We start from the raw sequence: 18,343 nt of genomic DNA, 5'->3' as shown, positions 1-18,343 counted from the left end.
GTGCCCGCGCTCCAGCACCCCTCGCGTGAACTCAGGCTCGCGGTTCACTTCCGCTCAAACACCACTTTCCCACCCACCACGGTCAGCAGCACGTGCGCGGTGCCGATTCGGTCCCGCTCGGCGGCGCTGAAGATGTCGCGCGAGAGCAGCACGAAGTCGGCGAGCTTGCCGACGGTGATGCTACCGCGGTCGGGCTCTTGGAAGCCCGCAAACGCGCTGCCGAGCGTGTACGCTTCCATTGCCTCGGGGACGGTGATGCGCTGCTCGGGGAACCACCCGTTCGTGTGCTTGCCATCGAGCGGGCGCCGGTTTACCGCCGCGTCAACGCCCACGAGCGGGTTCAGCGGCGCGACGGGCCAGTCGGACCCGAACGCGAGCGTCGCTCCCGCGTCGAGCAGCGAGCGGTAGGCGTAAGAACTCGCGCACCGCTTCGGGCCGATCCGCCCTTCGGCCCAGCGCCCGTCGTCGATCACGTGGTACGGCTGCATGGAGGCGATCACCCGCAGGTCCTTGAACCGCTTGTAGTCCTCGGGGCGCAGGTGTTGCGCGTGCTCGATCCGGAACCGCCGGTCCTTGGCGCCGTTCTGCCTCGCCACGTCCGCGAAGAGGTCGAGCAGCACCGCGTTGGCCCGGTCGCCGATCGCGTGGACGCACACGTTGAGCCCCGCGGCGTCGGCCCCGCGGATGTAGCTGCGCATCGTGTCCGGCTCGGTGACGTACACGCCGGTGTTGCTCGCGCCGCCTTCGTACGGTGCGAACATCTTGGCGGTGCTGCTGCCGAGCGAGCCGTCCATGAAGCCCTTCACCCCGCCGACGCGAACGAAGTCGCTCCCGAAGTCGGCGGTGAGCCCCGCGTTGGCGAGTTCCTTGTAGGCCGAGATCGGCCACCGCAGGTCGATCCGGCAGGTCAGCTTCCCCTCGCGCGCGAGCTTCTGATAGATCCGGAACAGCTTGCGCCGGGTTTCGGCGCTGCTACCATCGAGGTCCTGCACGCTCGTGACGCCAACCGCCGCGGCTGCTTTTTGGGCCGCGAGAACCGCTTCGAGAATCTCCTCATCGCCGGGGTCCGGAATCAACCGGTCCACCAGTCCCATCGCGTTATCCTTGAGCACCCCGGAAGGGGTTTTGCCGTCCGCCAACCGGTAGATCACCCCGCCGGACGGGTCCTTGGTGGCGGCCGTAATACCGGCGCGCTTCAGGGCCGCCGAGTTCGCAACGCCCATGTGCCCGTCGTACCGCTGAATGAACACCGGGCGGTCTTTCACGTACTTGTCGAGCAGCGCCGCGGTAGGTAACTCGCCCTTGAACGTTCGGTCGTGGTCCCACAGCCCGCCGACGATCCAGCGGTCGCGCGGGGTGTTCTTGTCAAACGCCGTCAGGCGCTTGCCGAACTCGGTCTCGTCTTGGGCGTCCTTCAAATCGATTTGCGCGAGCGACTGCCCGCCGCTCAGAAAGTGAACGTGGCTGTCGTAGAACCCGGGAACCAGCCGCCCGCCCTTCAGGTCGATCAGCTTGGTGGCCGGGCCGGCAAGGGCCTTCACGTCCGCATCGGCGCCGACCTTGATGATGCGGTCGCGCCACACCGCGACAGCTTGTGCTTCGGGGCGCTTCGGGTCACCGGTCCAGACTTGACCGTTGTGAACGATCAGGTCGGCCGCAACTACCGGTTCTGCGGCCGGAACAAGTAACGCGACACAGAGCAGAGGAGGCATGGTTCACCGCCGGGGCAAGAGTGGGCGCCGAGAAAGTTGGAAGAGAGTTTTGAGAGGATCGCGGGCGCAGGCAAGCGGAAATCCGTCGCACGTGGTGGAACCGAGCTTCCGCCCGACAGCGTTTGAACACGAGCTTCTCCCGCCAGTTACCTCTTGATACCTGCGGCTCGGCGGGCGGGGCCGGTGTGAGCCACGCGGTACTGGGATCGTGGCGCGAGCGTTGTTGCCGCACTCGCGCGCGTGTATCTTATTAGGGCTTCAACCTGCAAGCCGCCGACCCGCCTCCGGACGGGAGCGCCGGCCGTTCGTCACCCACGGGGTCGCGCGCCATGTCGCCCGTCGTACTGACCTGTCCGGCGTGTCAGAGTTCGCTTCGCGCCTCCGGTGTGCTGCCCGGCCAGCGTATCCGTTGCAGGAAGTGCGGCGAGGTGTTTGCTGCGCCGTCAACGGCGGCCGTACCGGTTCGGGAACCCGCTCCGCCCCCGGCGCGTCCCGCCCCCGAAGACGCCGCCCCGGCCGACGCAACGGTTCCGCCCCCGGCCGCAAACGCCCTCGAGCCGATTCCTGACGAGTCCGACGACGCGCCGGTCCCAAAGCTGGACCAGCGGACGGCGAAGGACCGCACCGAGAAGCCCCGCGCAAAGCCCGATGGCGTTATCAAGGGGCGCCCGGTCGCCAGGAGGCCCCGTGACGAGCGGGGACGCGACCCGCGCCCGCGCAAGAAGCCGCAGGGCGTCAGCCCGCTGCTGATCCTCGGCGGGCTCGCGGTGGGTGGGTTCGTGCTGGTCGCCACTGTGGTCGGCGTGATCCTGTACTCCTGGCACGTGTCCGCACAGAAGGCCGAGGAGGTGGCTCAGGCCGAGGCGCGCGAGCGGGCCGAACGCGCGCAGCGTGGCGCGAACCCGCCGCCGTTCACCCCCGCCGTGCCCGAGCCGCCCGCGCCGGCGGTGAACCCGTGGCCGCAACCGATCGACCCGCCGCCGCGGCAGCCGTTCGTTCCGCCGGTCCTGCCCTCGCGCCCGCCCGTCGAGCCCGCGACTCCAAAGCCGCCGGAGAAGGCGAAGCTCACGTTCCCGCCGGCCGCGCCGGTGCCGCTCAAGCCCGCGCCGCTGGCCGAAGAGAAGATGGAACTGAAGCTCCCGGGCACCGTCACCGACGCGTGCGTCGGCGGCGGCGGTCGCTTCTGGTGCCTGATGATCGGCGACTCGAAGCAGGTCGCGGTGTTCGACGTGAACCAGGCGAAGGTGGCCAAGTTCCTGCCGGTCGCGGGCGGGAAGATGGTGATGGCCGCCGGGATGAACAAGCTGGTGGTGGGGTACCCGGACACCGGCGCGCTCACCCGGTTCGACCTCACCACGCTCGAGAAGGAGGTGACGGTCCAGTCGCCGGTCGAGAAGTTTGACGCGCTGCTGCTGGGCTCTGCGTCGGCCGGGCCGCTGTTCCTCGGCCGCACGCCGGTCGATCTGCAAACGTTCAAGGTGATGGAGGTGCCCGGGACACCTGGGGGCTACGGGCTGTACGGCCGGCGCCACTCCCGGATCAGCCCGGACGGCCACGTCATCGGGTCCTGGAGCACGGAGGTCTCGCCGTCCGGGCTGAACGTCGCCACGTTCGGGGACACGTCGGTTAAGCCGTTTGGCGAGCACACCTCGGTCGGGTTCGTGCTCCCCGCGGCCGACGGCACCACGGTCACCGCGGCGGGCGTGTACGGCCCGACCGGCAAGAAGCTCGCCGGCCCGGACGGGTACTTCTTCCGCACGCCGGCCCAAGAGGGCGGGTTCTATCTGACCATCCCCGGCGGGGACGGGGCACTGCTGAACACCGGGACGAGCGACTCGGTCAAGCCGACCATCGTGTACGCGACCGGCGACGCCCGCGCGCTGGTGAAGCTGCCGGGTGTCGAACTGCCGGCCGGCAACGAGGCGTGGGCCGGGACCGACTTCCTCGCCGACAAGAAGGTGCTGTTCACTACCGCCGGCCAGCTCATCGCGGTGCTGGCCCCGTCCGGCGACAAACTGGTCCTCCACAAGTTCGATCTGGAGGCGACACTCGATAAGGCCGGGGTCGATTACCTGTTCGTGACGAGCCGCGCCCCCGGCACGGTGCCGGGGCGAGTGTTCCGGTACGCGCCGGAGGTGCGGTCGAAGAAGGGCGGGGTGAAGGTCAAACTGGACGCCGGCCCGGGTGGCATGGCGGTGGACGCGAGCGGCGTCATCACTTGGCCCGTGCCGAGCGACTTCTCAGGAAGTGAGAGCGTGATTCTCACGGTGACGGACCGGTCGGGGCAGGAGATCTTCCACACGTTCACGCTCGCCCCGGCGGCGGCCACACCCGGGCAGGCGGCGGCCACACCGGCGCCAGCGCCGGTGATGGGGGGGCCGGCGGTGGTGACGATGGCGCCGAACCTGAGCCCGCTACCGGCACCCCCGGCCGGCGCCCGTCCGGGGCTGGTGCGGCCCGCCGCGAAGCCCGCGCCCATCACCCCGACAAAAGCAGCGGATAAGGCCGAACTGAAACTGCCCGGGACCGTGGACGCGACCTGCTTCGGCGGCGGCGGCCGGTTCGTGCTGCTCCGGATCCCGAAAGAGAAGAAGGTCGCCGTGCTGGATGTGTGCGAGGGCAAGATCGTCAAATACGTCCCGATCCCGGAGGACGGCGCCCTGATCGCGGCCGGAAACGAACACCTGCTCGTGCTCGCCCCGACGGCCAACGTGATCCAGCGGTGGAGCCTGACGACGTTCGAGAAGGAGGCGACCGTTGCTAACCCGCTGAGCGGCACGCCGCGGCAACTCCTGATGGGGCACGCAACTGACGGCCCGCTGTTCGTGGTTGGGCCGAACCGGATGCTGGACCCGAAAACGTTCAAGGCGCTGAACCTCCCAGCCGAGGCGAACGGCCGCGGGATGGGCGCGATGAGCGGGCACCCGCAGCACCCGCCGGCGGTCCGCGTCTCGGCCGACGGGCGCGTGTTTGCGTGGTGGACCCAGGGGCTGAGCCCGTCGGGGCTGTCGAGCATGGTGCTCGGCGAGTCGAGCGCGAAGGCGCACTACGAACACACCACCGTCGGCGCCATTCTGCCGGGGCCGGACGGCACGCTGTTCACCGCCGGGGGCCTGTACACCCCGGAGCTGAAGCCCATCGGCGACACGGGCCGGTACCAGTACTGGCACCACGCACCGGTGCCGGCGGCGCACGGCCGAATGTACCTGTCGGTCGCCGCGGAGGACCTCCCCGGGGCTCGTCGGGCCGCTCCGAAAGTGTCGCTGAAGATGGTGGGCGAAGACAAGGCGCTCGCGGATCTGAGCAGGCTGGACGGGTTGGATGTACCCCGGGACAACAACCAGACGATGGCGCGGGGCCTGCAAATGGCCGACCGCGTGTTCCTGGTGCCCGACGCCAAGGCGCTGGCGGTCCTGCACGCGACCGGCGACAAGATCACGATTCACGCGTTCGATGTCGAAGGCCTGCTCGCCAAAGCGGGTATCGACTACCTGTTCGTGACGAGCCGGCCGCCGGGCGCGACGCGCGGTGCGAAGTTCAGTTACAAGCCCGAGGTGAAATCGCGTAAGGGCGGGGTGAAGATCAAACTGGACGCGGGTCCGGAAGGGATGAAAGTTGCGGCCGACGGCACCGTCACCTGGGACGTTCCGAAGAACTTCAACGAGGCATCCGTGTCGGTGATCCTGACGGTTTCCGACAAATCCGGGCAGGAAACGTTCCACTCGTTCACGCTGTCGGTCGCTTCGCGCCCGTAGTTCGGTCGGGGGCACCGGGTTGCAGTTGCCCCTCGCCCGAATCCGCGAGCCCGCTCCATCCGGGGGTGCCAGCAATTCGCACCGTTGTTCGCGCCGCCCCCGGCACGGTTCTCGGTAATCCCAGGCAGAAGTTGCGCGCACCGACTCGGGCGGGCCGGAATTCCGGTCCGCCCGAGTCGGTGTCTTTTTTTGTCACTCCCATAAGGGGCGGCTGCACGATACCGGTCGGGTGAGCGGCGGGCACACCGTTGCTGTCGCGAGTTTCGCCGAAACTTCATGCCGCTCGCCGCGTCCGGTACGGCATCCTGTTGCTGGCCGCTCCTGACACTGAGGACCCTTCATGTACGTTCGCTGCCGCGTCGCTTCGTTGTGTTTCATGGTCGGAGTGGTCGCGTGCAGCGCGCCGCTCGCGGCGCAGGACGAGACGCCCAAGAAGGCGCCGCTCACGCCGGAAGAAAAGGCCCGGGCCGAGAAGGACCGGAAGGCCGCCGCGGCGGCGGCGGAGGCGCAGAAACAGACGTGGCTGACCGTCTACAAGCCGACGCACGTCCCCGACCGCGTCATTCTGACCTGGAACGGCGACCCGGCGACCTCCCAGGCGGTCACCTGGCGCACCGCCACCACCGTGACCAAGGCCGTCGGGCAGATCGCGCTGTCGGAGGGCGGTCCGGGGCACGACCCGCTCACCGCCAAGACCCGTCCGGTCGCCGAGAAGGTGACCACCGTTGCGGCGAAAACCGAGTTCCTCCGCTCGGACCTCTTCGAGGCCAACTACCACAGCGTCACCTTCACGCAACTGAAGCCGAAGACCCGGTACGTGTACCGCGTCGGCGACGGCAGCACCTGGAGCGAGTGGTTCGAGTTCCAGACTGCCAGCGACCGGCCCGAGCCGCTCCGGTTCATCTACTTCGGCGACGCGCAGAACGAGGTGAAATCGCACTGGTCGCGGGTGGTCCGCGGGGCCTACTCCGACATGCCCAAGGCACACTTCATCCTGCACGCCGGCGACCTCATCAACCGGGCGAACGCGGACGGCGAGTGGGGCGAGTGGCACCAGGCCGCCGGGTGGATCAACGGGATGGTGCCGGTCGTCGCGACGCCGGGCAACCACGAGTACGGCGCGCCCCCCGGAACGCCCGCGAAGGTGGACGCCAAAGCGGACGGAAACGAGCCGAAGAAGGAGGCCCGCAAGGGCCGGCTGAGCGTGAACTGGCGACCGCAATTCACGCTCCCGGAGAACGGGCTTCCCGGACTGGAAGAGAGCGTCTACTTCTTCGACATTCAGGGTGTTCGGGTCATCAGCCTGAACTCGAACGAGCGGCAAGAGGACCAGGTGCCGTGGCTCGAACAGGTGCTGGCGAACAACCCGAACAAGTGGACCGTGGTCACCTTCCACCACCCGATCTACTCGACCGCGAAGGGGCGCGACAACAAGAAGCTGCGCGAGCTGTGGCGCCCGCTGCTCGACAAGTACACCCCCGACCTGATCCTCCAGGGGCACGACCACACCTACGGGCGCAGCGGGGTGATGCGGGAGGACAACCTGCTCACCGGGGCGCGGCTGCGGGACGAGAAGGGGAGCGTGTACGTGGTGTCGGTGAGCGGGCCGAAGATGTACCACCTCGAAAAGGAAGACTGGATGCAGTCGAGCGCCGCGGACACGCAGCTCTACCAGCTCATCACGATCGACGGCGACACGCTCCACTACGAGGCCCGCACCGCCAACGGCACGCTGTACGACACGTTCGACCTGACCAAGGCGCCCCCAGCGCCCGAGGCGCAAGCGGACGCGCCGGGCGGGTTCGGGGTCGGCGCGTGGGTGGCGGTCGGTGTGGTCGCGGCGGTGGTCGGGCTGCTTGCCATCCGCCGGGTGATCCGCCGCGCTGCGGCGTAGTGGCTCCCGGTGTTCCGAGTGCAGTCGTTTCAGGTTCCAAGTTCTACGTGATGCTAAACGCACACGAATGGCCCGGAGCTTGTGCTGCGCGGGTTCCCGACTTGGAACTTGGAACTTGGAACTACGGAACGGGTGCGCGAAAGCCGACCGGGTGAGCACCCGATCGGGCGGATCAAGGGTAACGGTTGTGCCTACTTGGGTTGTAATGCGGTTCGACGGCCTGTGCTCGAACCGCCGGCGCCAACCCTTGGGAGCGAGCTGGACCCACTCGTGGTGTAACGGGGGGTACAGTTCGGTCCACTTGAGTGTCCGATGGTGTGCGTGCTGGACGTTCGCGGGCGTTGAGCTGCCGATCCGCTACCCGCTCGCTGCCGTGTCGCTACCACCGAATTCCGGCCGCAAAATCGGGGCAATGCTCACAATTGAACCGAACTGGCTTCCGAATACTGTGCCGGTTGATCGTCGTAACATTCGAGCGGGATAGGGTTTGCGACGGAAGCTGTTGGCGGTGCAATTTGACTCCTTCGCACGGGGTTCGATGCGGGCGGCCCAACCGGGAACAGTGGGAGCTTCCAGAAGTCCCAAATGAGGGAGAATGGAGACGGAAGTGCTGGATGTGCGATGGTGCTGGCAGGGCCGCTCAACCGGTGGAACGGGCCGTTTCCGCTTGGCAGTCGAGAACGGCGCTTCGCCGGCCGGAGGGTTCGACTCTGCGGCCGGGTCTGTTAAAGTGATCCCTGCACCTTTGAGGGTTCTACATGCCCCCCGGCGTTGACCGCTCCGATCTGGCCACCAAGTACCTCGACCAGCTCCCGTACCCGCCGTACCCGGTGCAGGAAGAGGCGCTGCTCGCGTGGTTCACCTCCGAACAGGGGGTGCTGGTGTGTGCGCCCACGGGGACCGGCAAAACCCTCATCGCCCACGCGGCCCTCTACGAGGCGTTGCACACGAACACCGTCGCGTACTACACCACCCCGCTGATCGCGCTGACCGAGCAGAAGTTCACCGAGATGCAGGCCGCCGCGGTGCGGTGGGGGTTCAAGGCCGAGGACGTGGGGCTCGTCACCGGCAACCGGCGGGTGAACCCCAACGCCAAGGTGCTGATCGTCGTCGCCGAGATCCTGCTGAACCGGCTGCTGCACCCGGAAGGGTTCGACTTCCAGAACACCTCCGCGGTGGTGATGGACGAGTTCCACAGCTTCGCCGACCCCGAGCGCGGGATCGTGTGGGAGCTGACGCTGAACATGCTCCCGAAGCACATCCGGCTGCTGCTGCTTTCGGCGACGGTCGGGAACGCGGTGGAGTTCGTGAACTGGCTCGACCGCTCGCATGGGCGGCAGATCGAACTCGTCGAGGGGAAAGAGCGCAAGATCCCGCTCACGTACCGCTGGGTACCGGACCAGTTCCTGAACGAGCTGCTGGTGGACATCGCCAAGGGCGACGACGCGACCCGCAAGACGCCCGCGCTGGTGTTCGCGTTCAACCGGGACGAGTGCTGGAACGTGGCGGAGCAGCTCAAGGGCCTGGACCTGATGAGCGCCGCCCAGAAGGCGGCGCTCAACAAGGAGTGCGACACGCTCGACTGGCCGAACGGGGTCGGGCCGAAGCTGAAGCAGATGTTGCGGCGCGGGGTCGGCGTTCACCACGCGGGGCTGCTCCCGAAGTACCGCCGGGTGGTCGAGGAGCTGTTCGAGAAGAAGCTCCTGAGCGTCGCGCTGTGTACCGAAACGCTGGCCGCGGGGATCAACCTGCCGGCGCGCTCGGTGGTGCTCACGTCGCTGGTGAAGGGGCCTTTCGGGAAAGAAAAGGTGATCGACCCGAGCACCGCGCACCAGATCTTCGGCCGCGCCGGGCGCCCGCAGTTCGACACGGAAGGGTTCGTGTACGCGTACCCCGACGAGGACGACGTGCGCATCCTGCGGTGGAAACAACAGTACGATCAGATCCCGGAGACCACCAAAGACCCGGGACTGTTGAAGGCGAAGAAGGCGCTGCTGAAGAAAAAGCCGACCCGCAACTCGCAGAAGAAGTACTGGACCGAGAGCGATTTCGAGCGCCTGAAGACCGCCCCCGCCGGCCGGCTCTACAGCAAGGGACCGCTTCCGTGGCGGCTGCTCGCGTACCTGCTCAAGGTCTCGCCCGATGTGGAGAAGATCCGCAGCGTGATTCGTAAACGGTTGCTCGATCAGCCGCGCATCGACGCCGGGATGAAGCAGCTCACGCGGATGCTCACGACGCTTCACGCGAACGGATTCGTGGTGCTCGACCCGCCCCCGCCCGCGGGCGGAACCGCCGCCCTCCCTCCGCCTGAGAAGGGAGAGGGTGAGAAGGAGGCGCCGGCCCGCAAGCCCACGCTGCTGGAGCAGGCGCTCGCGGTGCAACTCGGCAGCAACTCGCCGCTCGCGCCGGGTAAGGGCGCGGCCGGTGCGTCGGCCGAGCCGCTCTACCAGCCGCTCACCGCCACGCCGACGCCGGAACTCGACAAGTTGCTCGTGTTCCGGGCGTGCCACCCGCTGTACGGGGCGTTTCTCATCGACCTGCTCGGGACGGCGAACCGCGAGGAGCGGCTCCAACTGCTCGAAAGCGTGCTTGAACTCCCGCGGCCGTTGCTGAAGCACGTTCGCGTGCCGTGGGACCTGTCGCCCGGTCCGCTGCAAACCGAGAAGATCGACCCCGAACTGATCGCGAAGGGGCTGATGGTCGCCAAGCCGCCCAAGCCGGAGGGCGAAGAAGAGCAGGAAGACGAGTGGGTGCCGTGGGACGAGCGACCGCCGGTGTTGGCGGACAAGGCGCGGATGCTGTTCGATTCCAAATACCCCGAGGTGGGCGATTTCACCACGACGCCGGTGTGGGCCGCCGCCGACGTGTTGAACTACGGCAACTTCAACACCTACGTTACCACGAAGGATCTCACGAAGCAGGAGGGGCTCATTTTCCGCCACCTGCTGCGGCTCATCCTGCTGACGCAAGAGTTCGAGCAGCTCACGCCACCCGGGCTGACGCCCGAGGAGTGGAAGAAGGAACTGGCGGAGATCGCCGACAAGATCACTGACATCTGCCGAGTGGTCGATCCGACCTCGACCGAGGAGGCGATCAAGCGGGTTCACGGGGCGGACGTGGTCGCGGGCGAGGAGCACGCCAAGACGGTTACCGTGACGGCCCCCGAGCTGGTCGCGACCGCAATGACCGCCGAAGAAGAGGCCGATTTCGGCGCGGGGCTTTCGGAGTAGTGATGAAGGGCTCCGCGATGAAGCTGAGTGCTTTCGCGAACCGAGCACGCGGCGCGGATCGGGGCCACCGGACACACCGACTCAGCGACGCGGGAGAGGTCTTCTACAGATGGGCACGACTTTGCGTCCAGCGGTTCTTACTTCGGTGCAGGTCGGCCGCCCGCGCCAGCACGGCGATGCGGACGCGACGGACCCGCTGGACCGCTTGTGGACGAGCGGCTTTTACAAGGACCCAGTCGCCGGGCCGGTGCGGATCGGGGTCACTAACATCGACGGCGACGGACAGGCCGACCTCGTCCACCACGGCGGACCCGATAAGGCCGTGTGTGTTTACCCGGCCGACCACTACCCCTACTGGCGCGAGGCGCTGAATCGGCCGGATCTGCCGCCGGGAGCGTTCGGGGAGAACTTCACCGTCGAGGGGCTGACCGAAGCAGGCGTGTGCGTCGGCGACGTCTGGACCGTTGGCGGTGTCGCGTTACAGGTGTCCCAGCCCCGCCAGCCGTGCTGGAAGCTGGCCCGCCGTTGGCGCGTGAAAACGCTGACGTTACAGGTCCAGCAGACGGGACGAACGGGGTGGTACTTTCGCGTGCTGAGGGAGGGCGTTGTGACGCCCGGGGAGCAACTCGCTCTTGTCGAGCGTCCGCACCCTGAATGGACGGTCGAGCGGGCCAACACCGTCATGCACCACAACAAGGCGGACCTGCAAGCGGCGGCCGAACTCGGCTCTCTCCCTCAACTTTCCGCGAGCTGGCGCGAAACGTTGACCCGACGTGTCACGCAGGGCACTTCGCCGGACCAATCGAAGCGGCTCAACGGACCGCTCGGCGATTGACACCCATTAGCCTGTTCTTCGAGGGGGATTCGACGCGAGGCGCTCCGCCTTTTGTTAGGCGCAGAAACGATCCGGAGCGGGTAGGATGTCCGCACCCGCCTGTTCCTCCTGCCGAGGTCATTTCATGCTCAGGTTCTGCCTCGCGGCGTACCCTGTCGCGGTGATTACACTCGCCGTCGCCACCTTCTGTTTCGCAACAGACCAGACCGCCGATGGCCTCACGCTGAACCTGCGCGAGCGGCCCGCCGCCCCCGGAAAAGGCGCGACCGCGGCGACGGAGAAGAAGGTCAACTGGAACCCGAAGAAGACCGCGATCGTTGTCTGTGACATGTGGGACCACCACTGGTGCAAATCGGCCGAACTGCGAGTCGGCGAACTGGGCGGCCCGATGAACGAGATGCTGAAGGCCGCTCGCGCGAAGGGCGTGTTCGTGATCCACGCGCCCAGCACCTGCACCGACTTCTACAAGGACACCCCGCAGCGCAAACGGGCGCGAACTGCTCCCTTCGCGAAGACGCCGGTCCCGCTGGCGACGGCCGAGCGATGGGGTACCGCGTGGAACTGGCCCGACGGAACGCGCGAAGCGGTGCTCCCCGTGGACGACTCGGATATGGGGTGCGACTGCAAGGTGAAGTGCGAGATCCGTGCCCCGTGGACCCGGCAAACCGCCGCGATCGACTTTGCGGACGGTGACGCGATCACCGACAACGGACAGGAGACATGGAACCTGCTGACCGAGCGCGGGATCGAGAACGTGATCCTGTGCGGGGTTCACCTGAACATGTGCGTCCTGGGCCGGCCGTTTGCGATCCGCGCGCTGGTGAGACAGGGCAAAACTGTCGCGCTCATGCGCGACATGACGGACACGATGTACAACCCGAGTCACCCGCCTGGCGTCAGCCACTTCGAGGGCACAGACAAGGTCGTCGAGCACGTCGAGCGGTACTGGTGCCCGAGCTTCGTGAGCACCGACCTTACCGGCAAGCCGGCGTTCACCTTTCAGGCTGATCCGCGTGCCAAGAAGTAACCGCAGGGACTGGAGGGTATGTCACCCGCAGGTGTGTGCGAGTGGCATACTCTGAATTTGCTGGGCCTACGAGGCCGCAAGGGCAGTCAGGTCGGCGCGGAGGGTGGCTTCCGGCGTGATCCCTTCGTACCGGCGGACCACCTGCCCGTTGCGGAAGATGAGCAAGAGCGGGATCGCGGACACATCGAACTTTGCAGCAAGGGACGGGTTCGTTTCGGTGTTAACCTTGCACACCGTGAAGTCGCGTGCGAGGTCGTGCAGCACCGGGTTCATGGCCCGGCACGGCCCGCACCATGCGGCCCAGAAGTCCACCAGCACCGGACCCGGGGCTTCCAGGACTTCGCGCTTGAAGTTGTACTGCTCGAGTAACATAAGGTTCTCCGCTCGCAGGGTCCGCTTGTCGTTTGCAGTCAGGCTGACCGTGTTTGTCTACTTCTTATCTTTCGGCGGTGCTGGCGGGCCGAACTTCGGGGCCGGGAACACTGCAGTGAGCATGTCCGCAAACCCCTCTTCGTCCAGCTTTCCGGCCTTCTTCTTGTCGAACTCGTCGAACGCGGCTTTAGTGGCCGTGAGGACCTCATCGACCGTAAGCTTCTTGTCCTTGTTCGCGTCCGCCCGGTCCATGATCGCACCGGCCATAAAATTGCCCATACTAAAACCGCCGGGCGGCGCGCCCTCAGGCGGAGGGGGGAGCGACTTGTTCAACCCCGCGGTGAGCGCCTTCAGGTCCACCGTATCGTCTTTGCCCTTTTCGCACGCGTCCCACACCCGTTTCATGGACGCCAGCAACTCGTCCCGCGACACGTACTCGTCCCCGTTCTTGTCCATGGCTTCCATCATCGGCGGCGCCAGCATCGCCCCGAACTTCGGAGGGCCACCCATCCCGAATCCGGCGGGGATGTGCCCTTTCGACGTTCCCGCCACCTGCGCGGCGACCGACGCGGCCCGTTTCTCAATGAAACTCTTGAGCCCCGGGGGCTTCCCGAACATCGTCACCGCGCCGGCTACTTCCTTGCGGGCCGCCGCAGCCTGCTGGTCCCGCTCGAGCGGCTCCTGAACCGCCGCTTCGGCTTCCGCCAACTGCTTGAGGAGGCGCTCTTTTGAGAAGGCCGTCGCAGCAAGCTCCTTGAGCAACTTCTGATAATGGTCGCTGATTTCGGGAACCGCCAGCAGTCGGTCAGTGAGCCGGTGCGTGCCGGGGTACGGGTGCGTCAGGCTCAGGTTCATCTGCTGACTGTTCGAGCCCAAGATCGGGAAGTTAGCGAACGCCCGGTCCAGGTCCCACGGGATCAGATACAGCTTGTTCGTTTTTGGGTTCAGGTAGAGGCAGAAGTTGTGCCCAAAGAAGAGGCTATCCCCGTTGGCCACGAACGCGGTCGCCGCCAGGAACCGCAGGTAGTTGTCCACGTCGAGGTACGTGCCGATCTCCTTCTTGAACGTCGCGTCGTCCCCTTTATGCACCAACCGCGCGAAAGCGATCACCCGCTTGGCTTCGTCTTTTGTAGGCTCCCGCTTCGGGGCGTACTGGCTCTTGTACCGGTTCCAGTCGTCGCCCCGGTCGTCGAACTCTCGCAGCCCTTCGGGCTTCATGAGCAGCCCTTTGTCGTCTCCGAACCGGTCCTTCAGGAACGGCTTGTCCACTTCCTCGACCAGCGTGTACACCCCCAGCAGTTCCTTGTCGCGTTTCCCCGGCACGGTGAGCCGCACCTCGGCCAAGGCGGTGCGCGGGGCCGGCACCCCGGCGGTACGGTAGATCGCGTAGCCGAGAACTTCCCGGCACTTGGTCGTGTCGGTCACCTCGCAGTGGAGGTTGATTGACTTGGAGCCGCCGAACCGACCGCTGCCGCCGACGCGGTCGAGGTCAATCTTGAACGATTTCTTGATGGTCCGGGACGCGTCCATGACCGTGCCGTTGCCCTTGTACCGGATTCCCACTTTGTCGAACGTCTGGTCCCCAATCGTGACCGATCCGGTGCCCCACGGCAGATCGGTGCCGAACGTGTTGCGATGGACCTCCCGGCTCGGTTCGGTCGGTTTATCGGGTATCTTTGGCGCCGGGCCGAACCCCGGGAAGCCGCGGTTACCGCGGGGTTCGATGGCGGCGTATTCCTCCGGCGACAGGGTGACATGCACCTGCCACAGCTTTTCGGGGGCGTACACGTTTTGATCGGCGGCTTTTGCCAGAGGTGGTCTTAACGGCGACAGCAACACCGCGGCGAGCACAACGGGTGAGAGCCAGCCGGCCCGGCCGAGTGCAAAGTGACTTGGCATCAATGAGTCCAAGCGGGGTATTTCGGTGGAGAGGTAGGCTCCATCGTTATACCCGAAAACTTCACGCAAGCTTCATACGCGCGTGACGAGGCTCGGACCAGGCCAGTGCCCGCCTCGTAACGCACGGGTTGCGAGGCGGGCGCTGGCCTCGTTTCACTGGCTTGGCTTGAAAGGTGACAAGCGGCGCGCCGCTCGGCTGGGAATTGCCGACTGCGCAAACGCGATCTGACACATGAAGGCGGACGGATGGCGAAGCGACCTTGACCGGTCGCCCGGGAAGGTACTAAACTACATATACACTCTCGTTCACTACGGCTCAGCTCTTTTGGCATCGCAAGTGCGGCTTCCCTCTCTCTGTTAGACGGCCGCGCAAATTCGATACCCAAGGCTCCAATCCGATGTCGGACCCGGTTTCCGCGGGCAGCATGTATCTGTTGGACGCCCACGGGCTCATTTTCCAGATGTTTTACGGCGTGGGGCCGATGAGCGCGCCGGACGGGCGCCCTACCAACGCCGTGTTCGGTGTGACTCGGGCGCTGATGAACCTGTACGACCGCGGAGCCGATTACCTCATCGCAACCCTCGATCACGAGAAGCCTACGTTCCGCGTCGAGATCGACGCCGCTTACAAAGCGCACCGTGACCCACCTCCCCCCGACCTGCTCCTCCAAGAGCCGATGATCCAGCAGGTGATGGAAGCGATGCGGGTCCCGTTCCTCATCGCGCCGGGCTATGAAGCCGACGACGTGATGGCGACCGTCTCGACCCAAGCCGCCGCGCGCGGGCTCGACGTGTTCCTCTGCACGTCGGACAAGGATTGCCGGCAGCTCATTACTGACAAGGTGAAGATGCTGAACCTGCGCAAGGACTATGAGGCCCTTGACGCGGCCGGCGTTCTTGCCGATTGGGGTGTGCGCCCAGACCAGGTGGTGGACTTTCAGGCGCTCGTCGGCGATTCCGTGGACGGCGTGAAGGGCGTGGTCGGGGTCGGGCCGAAGACCGCCGCCAAGTGGCTTCAGCAGTTCGGGACGCTCGACGCTCTGATCGCGAACGCCGACCAAGCGGCCGGTGGGCCGAAAACTCGACAGGCGCTCAAAGACGCCGTGGCGAGCGGTGCCCTGGCGAAAAGCAAACGTCTCGTGCGTCTCGACCGGGACGTACCGGTTGCGTTCGACTGGGATGGGTGGCGGCGCCGCGACTGGGACGGGCAGCGGCTCCTCGAACTGTTTCACGAATTCGGGTTCCGCGGGTTCGCGGAGCGCGTCCGCAAGACGCTGACCCGGAGCGGCGCCCAGAAGAACGCCGACGCCCTCGCGACGGCCGGTCTGACCGCTCCTACACCGGTCGCAGACACTGCCGGACGTGGCGTACCGGGCGCGAAGCCCGCGCCAGCGAAAAAGGCGAAGGGCAAAAGCCAGAAGCCGGCCGGGCCTAGTCTGTTCGACCTTCTGATGGAAGAATCGCCCGGGAGCGTGCCGGCTGAAGCCGGAGCGAGCGAGCCGACTGCTGCCCCCGCGCCGATCAGTGACGGCTGGAGCTACTCCGGGTACGAGTCCGTGACCACTCCGGAACGGTTCGAGCAGTTTCTGGCCGAGTTAGCTCAGCAACCCGCGTTCGTCTTCGATCTGGAAACCACCGGCCTCGATCCCGTCTACGACCCGATTGTGGGCTATTCGTTCGCTTGGCAGAAGGGCACCGCGTATTACCTGCCCGTTCGCGCGCCCGTTGGCGAGCCGGTCCTGAATCCCGACGCCGTGCTCGCCGCGCTCAAGCCCGTGTTCGAAAACCCCGCGATTGAGAAGCGGAACCACAACATCAAGTTCGACCTGATCGCGCTCGCCGCGAGCGGTGTCGAACTGGTCGGGGTCGCGGGCGACTCGATGGTCGCGCACTACCTGCTGGACCCGGGGGCTCGCGCGCACGGGCTCGACGACCTCACGCTGGACGAGTTGAAGCACACGAACATCTCGATCAAGGAACTGATCGGGACCGGCAAGAAGCAGATCACGATGGCCGATGTGCCGGTCACGCGGGTGAGAGATTACGCTTGCGAAGATGCTGACGCCGCGCTCCAACTGGCCGCCGCGTTCGAGCCGCGGTTGGAGGCGGCCGGGCTCCGCGAGTTGTACGACACGCTCGAAGTGCCGCTCATCCGCGTGCTGGCCGAGATGGAACACGTCGGCATCCGGGTGGACGTGCCGTTCCTGGTGCAACTCGGCGTCCAGATGGGCGAGGAACTGGCAGGGTATGAGGGCGAGGTTCACGCGCTCGCGGGTCGCGTGTTCAACATCGGCTCGCTGAAGGAGCTTCAGAAGATACTGTTCGACGAACTCAAGCTCCCGGTCCAAAAGCGGACCGGCATCAAGAACGAGCCTTCGACGGACCAGGAGTCGCTGGAGCGGTTGGCCGCGCTCGGGCACGAACTGCCGAAAAAGCTGCTGGCGTACCGCAAGGTGTCGAAGTTAAAGAGTACATACGTGGATGTTTTGCCCGCACTCGCGGACAAAAACGGTCGCGTTCATACATCTTTCAACCAGGCGTCGGCCGAAACGGGTAGACTGAGTTCGAGCGAGCCGAACCTGCAAAACGTTCCCACGCGGACCGAGCAGGGCGCACAGCTCCGGAAGGCGTTCATCCCCCGCGACGGTTGGACCCTGGTGACCGCAGACTACTCGCAGATCGAGCTGCGACTGCTGACGCACTTCTGCGGTGACGATACCTTGCGGGCGGCGTTCGCGGAAGACCGCGACGTTCACACCGCGGTCGCGGCCCAAATATTCAAGGTGTCGGAGGGCGAGGTCACTAAGGTCCAGCGCGGGGTCGCGAAGACGGTCAACTTCGGTGTCCTGTACGGCATGAGTGCCACCGGCCTCGCGATCCGACTCAGTATCCCGCGCAAGGAGGCGGAGGAGTTCATTGAGGCCTACTTTACCCGCTACACGAAGGTGCTGGAGTACCAGCAGGGGTTGCTCGCAACCGGGCGCGAGCGGGGCCGGTTGCAGACCATCCTGGGTCGGTGGCGGGCGTTCAACCTCGACGCGCGCGACGTGAACTCCACCTACCAGGGTCGCACGATGGCGGCCCGTGAGGCGATTAACTACGAGATTCAGGGTTCGGCGGCGGACCTGATCAAGAAGGCGATGCTGGGCGTCCGCGCCCGGATGGTGGCTCAAAAGTTGCAGGCTAGAATGCTCCTGACCGTCCACGACGAACTCGTGTTTGAAGCCCCACCAGCGGAAGTGAAGCCGCTGGCGTTGCTCGTCCGTGAAGAAATGACCTCCGCGATCAAGCTCGACGTACCGCTGAAGGTGGACGTGGCGGCCGGCCCGAACTGGCTGGAAGTCGAAGACATTTTTGGGTAAGCGACGCTGGTGAGACCTCCGCTCGGGACCGACTGGGGGGAAGGCGGAAGGTTGACGGGGGCAATAGTGAAGTGTCGCGATGCGAGCGGTTCACGCGGTTAAGGGGCATTACTGGCTGTGGGGCTTTTGGCGGTGAGTATGGCCTCGGGTTGTTGCGCGTGTTCGCATAGCTTGTGGAAAGGAGATAAATCGCCGAGTGCAACACAGGCCGCCGGACAAACGAATGCGATCGCTGGTAGCAAAGACCCCCAAAAGGT

At 66.0% G+C, this 18,343-nt stretch carries 9 protein-coding genes; 6 read left to right on the top strand and 3 right to left on the bottom strand.

All coding sequences use genetic code 11. From position 1 onward, the window contains the following. Positions 1 to 44: 44 nt before the first annotated feature. Positions 45 to 1,712, bottom strand: coding sequence for an amidohydrolase (locus R5W23_RS19955; protein WP_320687800.1), 1,668 nt, complete (start codon positions 1,710 to 1,712; stop codon positions 45 to 47). 428 nt (positions 1,713 to 2,140) lie between these two features. On the opposite strand from R5W23_RS19955, the gene R5W23_RS19950 reads away from it, so the two are divergent. The 5 genes from R5W23_RS19950 to R5W23_RS19930 all read left to right on the top strand — a co-directional run bounded on the left by R5W23_RS19950 (position 2,141) and on the right by R5W23_RS19930 (position 12,453). Beyond that, positions 2,141 to 5,467, top strand: a complete 3,327-nt coding sequence (locus R5W23_RS19950) for a hypothetical protein (protein WP_320687799.1) — start codon at positions 2,141 to 2,143, stop codon at positions 5,465 to 5,467. A gap of 340 nt (positions 5,468 to 5,807) precedes the next feature. Next, complete coding sequence (locus R5W23_RS19945) at positions 5,808 to 7,361, top strand: metallophosphoesterase family protein (protein ID WP_320687798.1); 1,554 nt, start codon at positions 5,808 to 5,810, stop codon at positions 7,359 to 7,361. Between the two features lie 758 nt (positions 7,362 to 8,119). Then, positions 8,120 to 10,591 carry a DEAD/DEAH box helicase gene (locus R5W23_RS19940; protein WP_320687797.1) on the top strand — a complete coding sequence of 824 codons (2,472 nt, stop codon included), beginning with the start codon at positions 8,120 to 8,122 and terminating at the stop codon, positions 10,589 to 10,591. Positions 10,592 to 10,700: 109 nt separating this feature from the next. Then, the gene (locus R5W23_RS19935) at positions 10,701 to 11,426 is read left to right on the top strand and encodes an MOSC domain-containing protein (protein ID WP_320687796.1); all 726 of its coding nucleotides are present in this window, start codon (positions 10,701 to 10,703) and stop codon (positions 11,424 to 11,426) included. A gap of 124 nt (positions 11,427 to 11,550) precedes the next feature. Further along, positions 11,551 to 12,453 carry a cysteine hydrolase family protein gene (locus R5W23_RS19930; protein ID WP_320687795.1) on the top strand — a complete coding sequence of 301 codons (903 nt, stop codon included), beginning with the start codon at positions 11,551 to 11,553 and terminating at the stop codon, positions 12,451 to 12,453. A 66-nt stretch (positions 12,454 to 12,519) separates the two neighbouring features. Here R5W23_RS19930 and trxA read toward each other — a convergent pair whose 3' ends face one another. Continuing rightward, entirely contained in the window at positions 12,520 to 12,825 is a 306-nt protein-coding gene (gene trxA / locus R5W23_RS19925; RefSeq protein ID WP_010043016.1) for a thioredoxin, read from the bottom strand. Positions 12,826 to 12,882: 57 nt separating this feature from the next. Continuing rightward, complete coding sequence (locus tag R5W23_RS19920) at positions 12,883 to 14,724, bottom strand: CotH kinase family protein (RefSeq protein ID WP_320687794.1); 1,842 nt, start codon at positions 14,722 to 14,724, stop codon at positions 12,883 to 12,885. A gap of 398 nt (positions 14,725 to 15,122) precedes the next feature. On the opposite strand from R5W23_RS19920, the gene polA reads away from it, so the two are divergent. Further along, entirely contained in the window at positions 15,123 to 18,086 is a 2,964-nt protein-coding gene (polA, locus tag R5W23_RS19915; RefSeq protein WP_320687793.1) for a DNA polymerase I, read from the top strand. Positions 18,087 to 18,343: the final 257 nt, after the last annotated feature.

It is taken from the genome of Gemmata algarum (genome assembly GCF_034097035.1).
Lineage (GTDB): Bacteria > Planctomycetota > Planctomycetia > Gemmatales > Gemmataceae > Gemmata > Gemmata algarum.
Note: the sequence above shows the minus strand (reverse complement) of the source record. Positions and strands in the feature narration are given on the sequence as shown.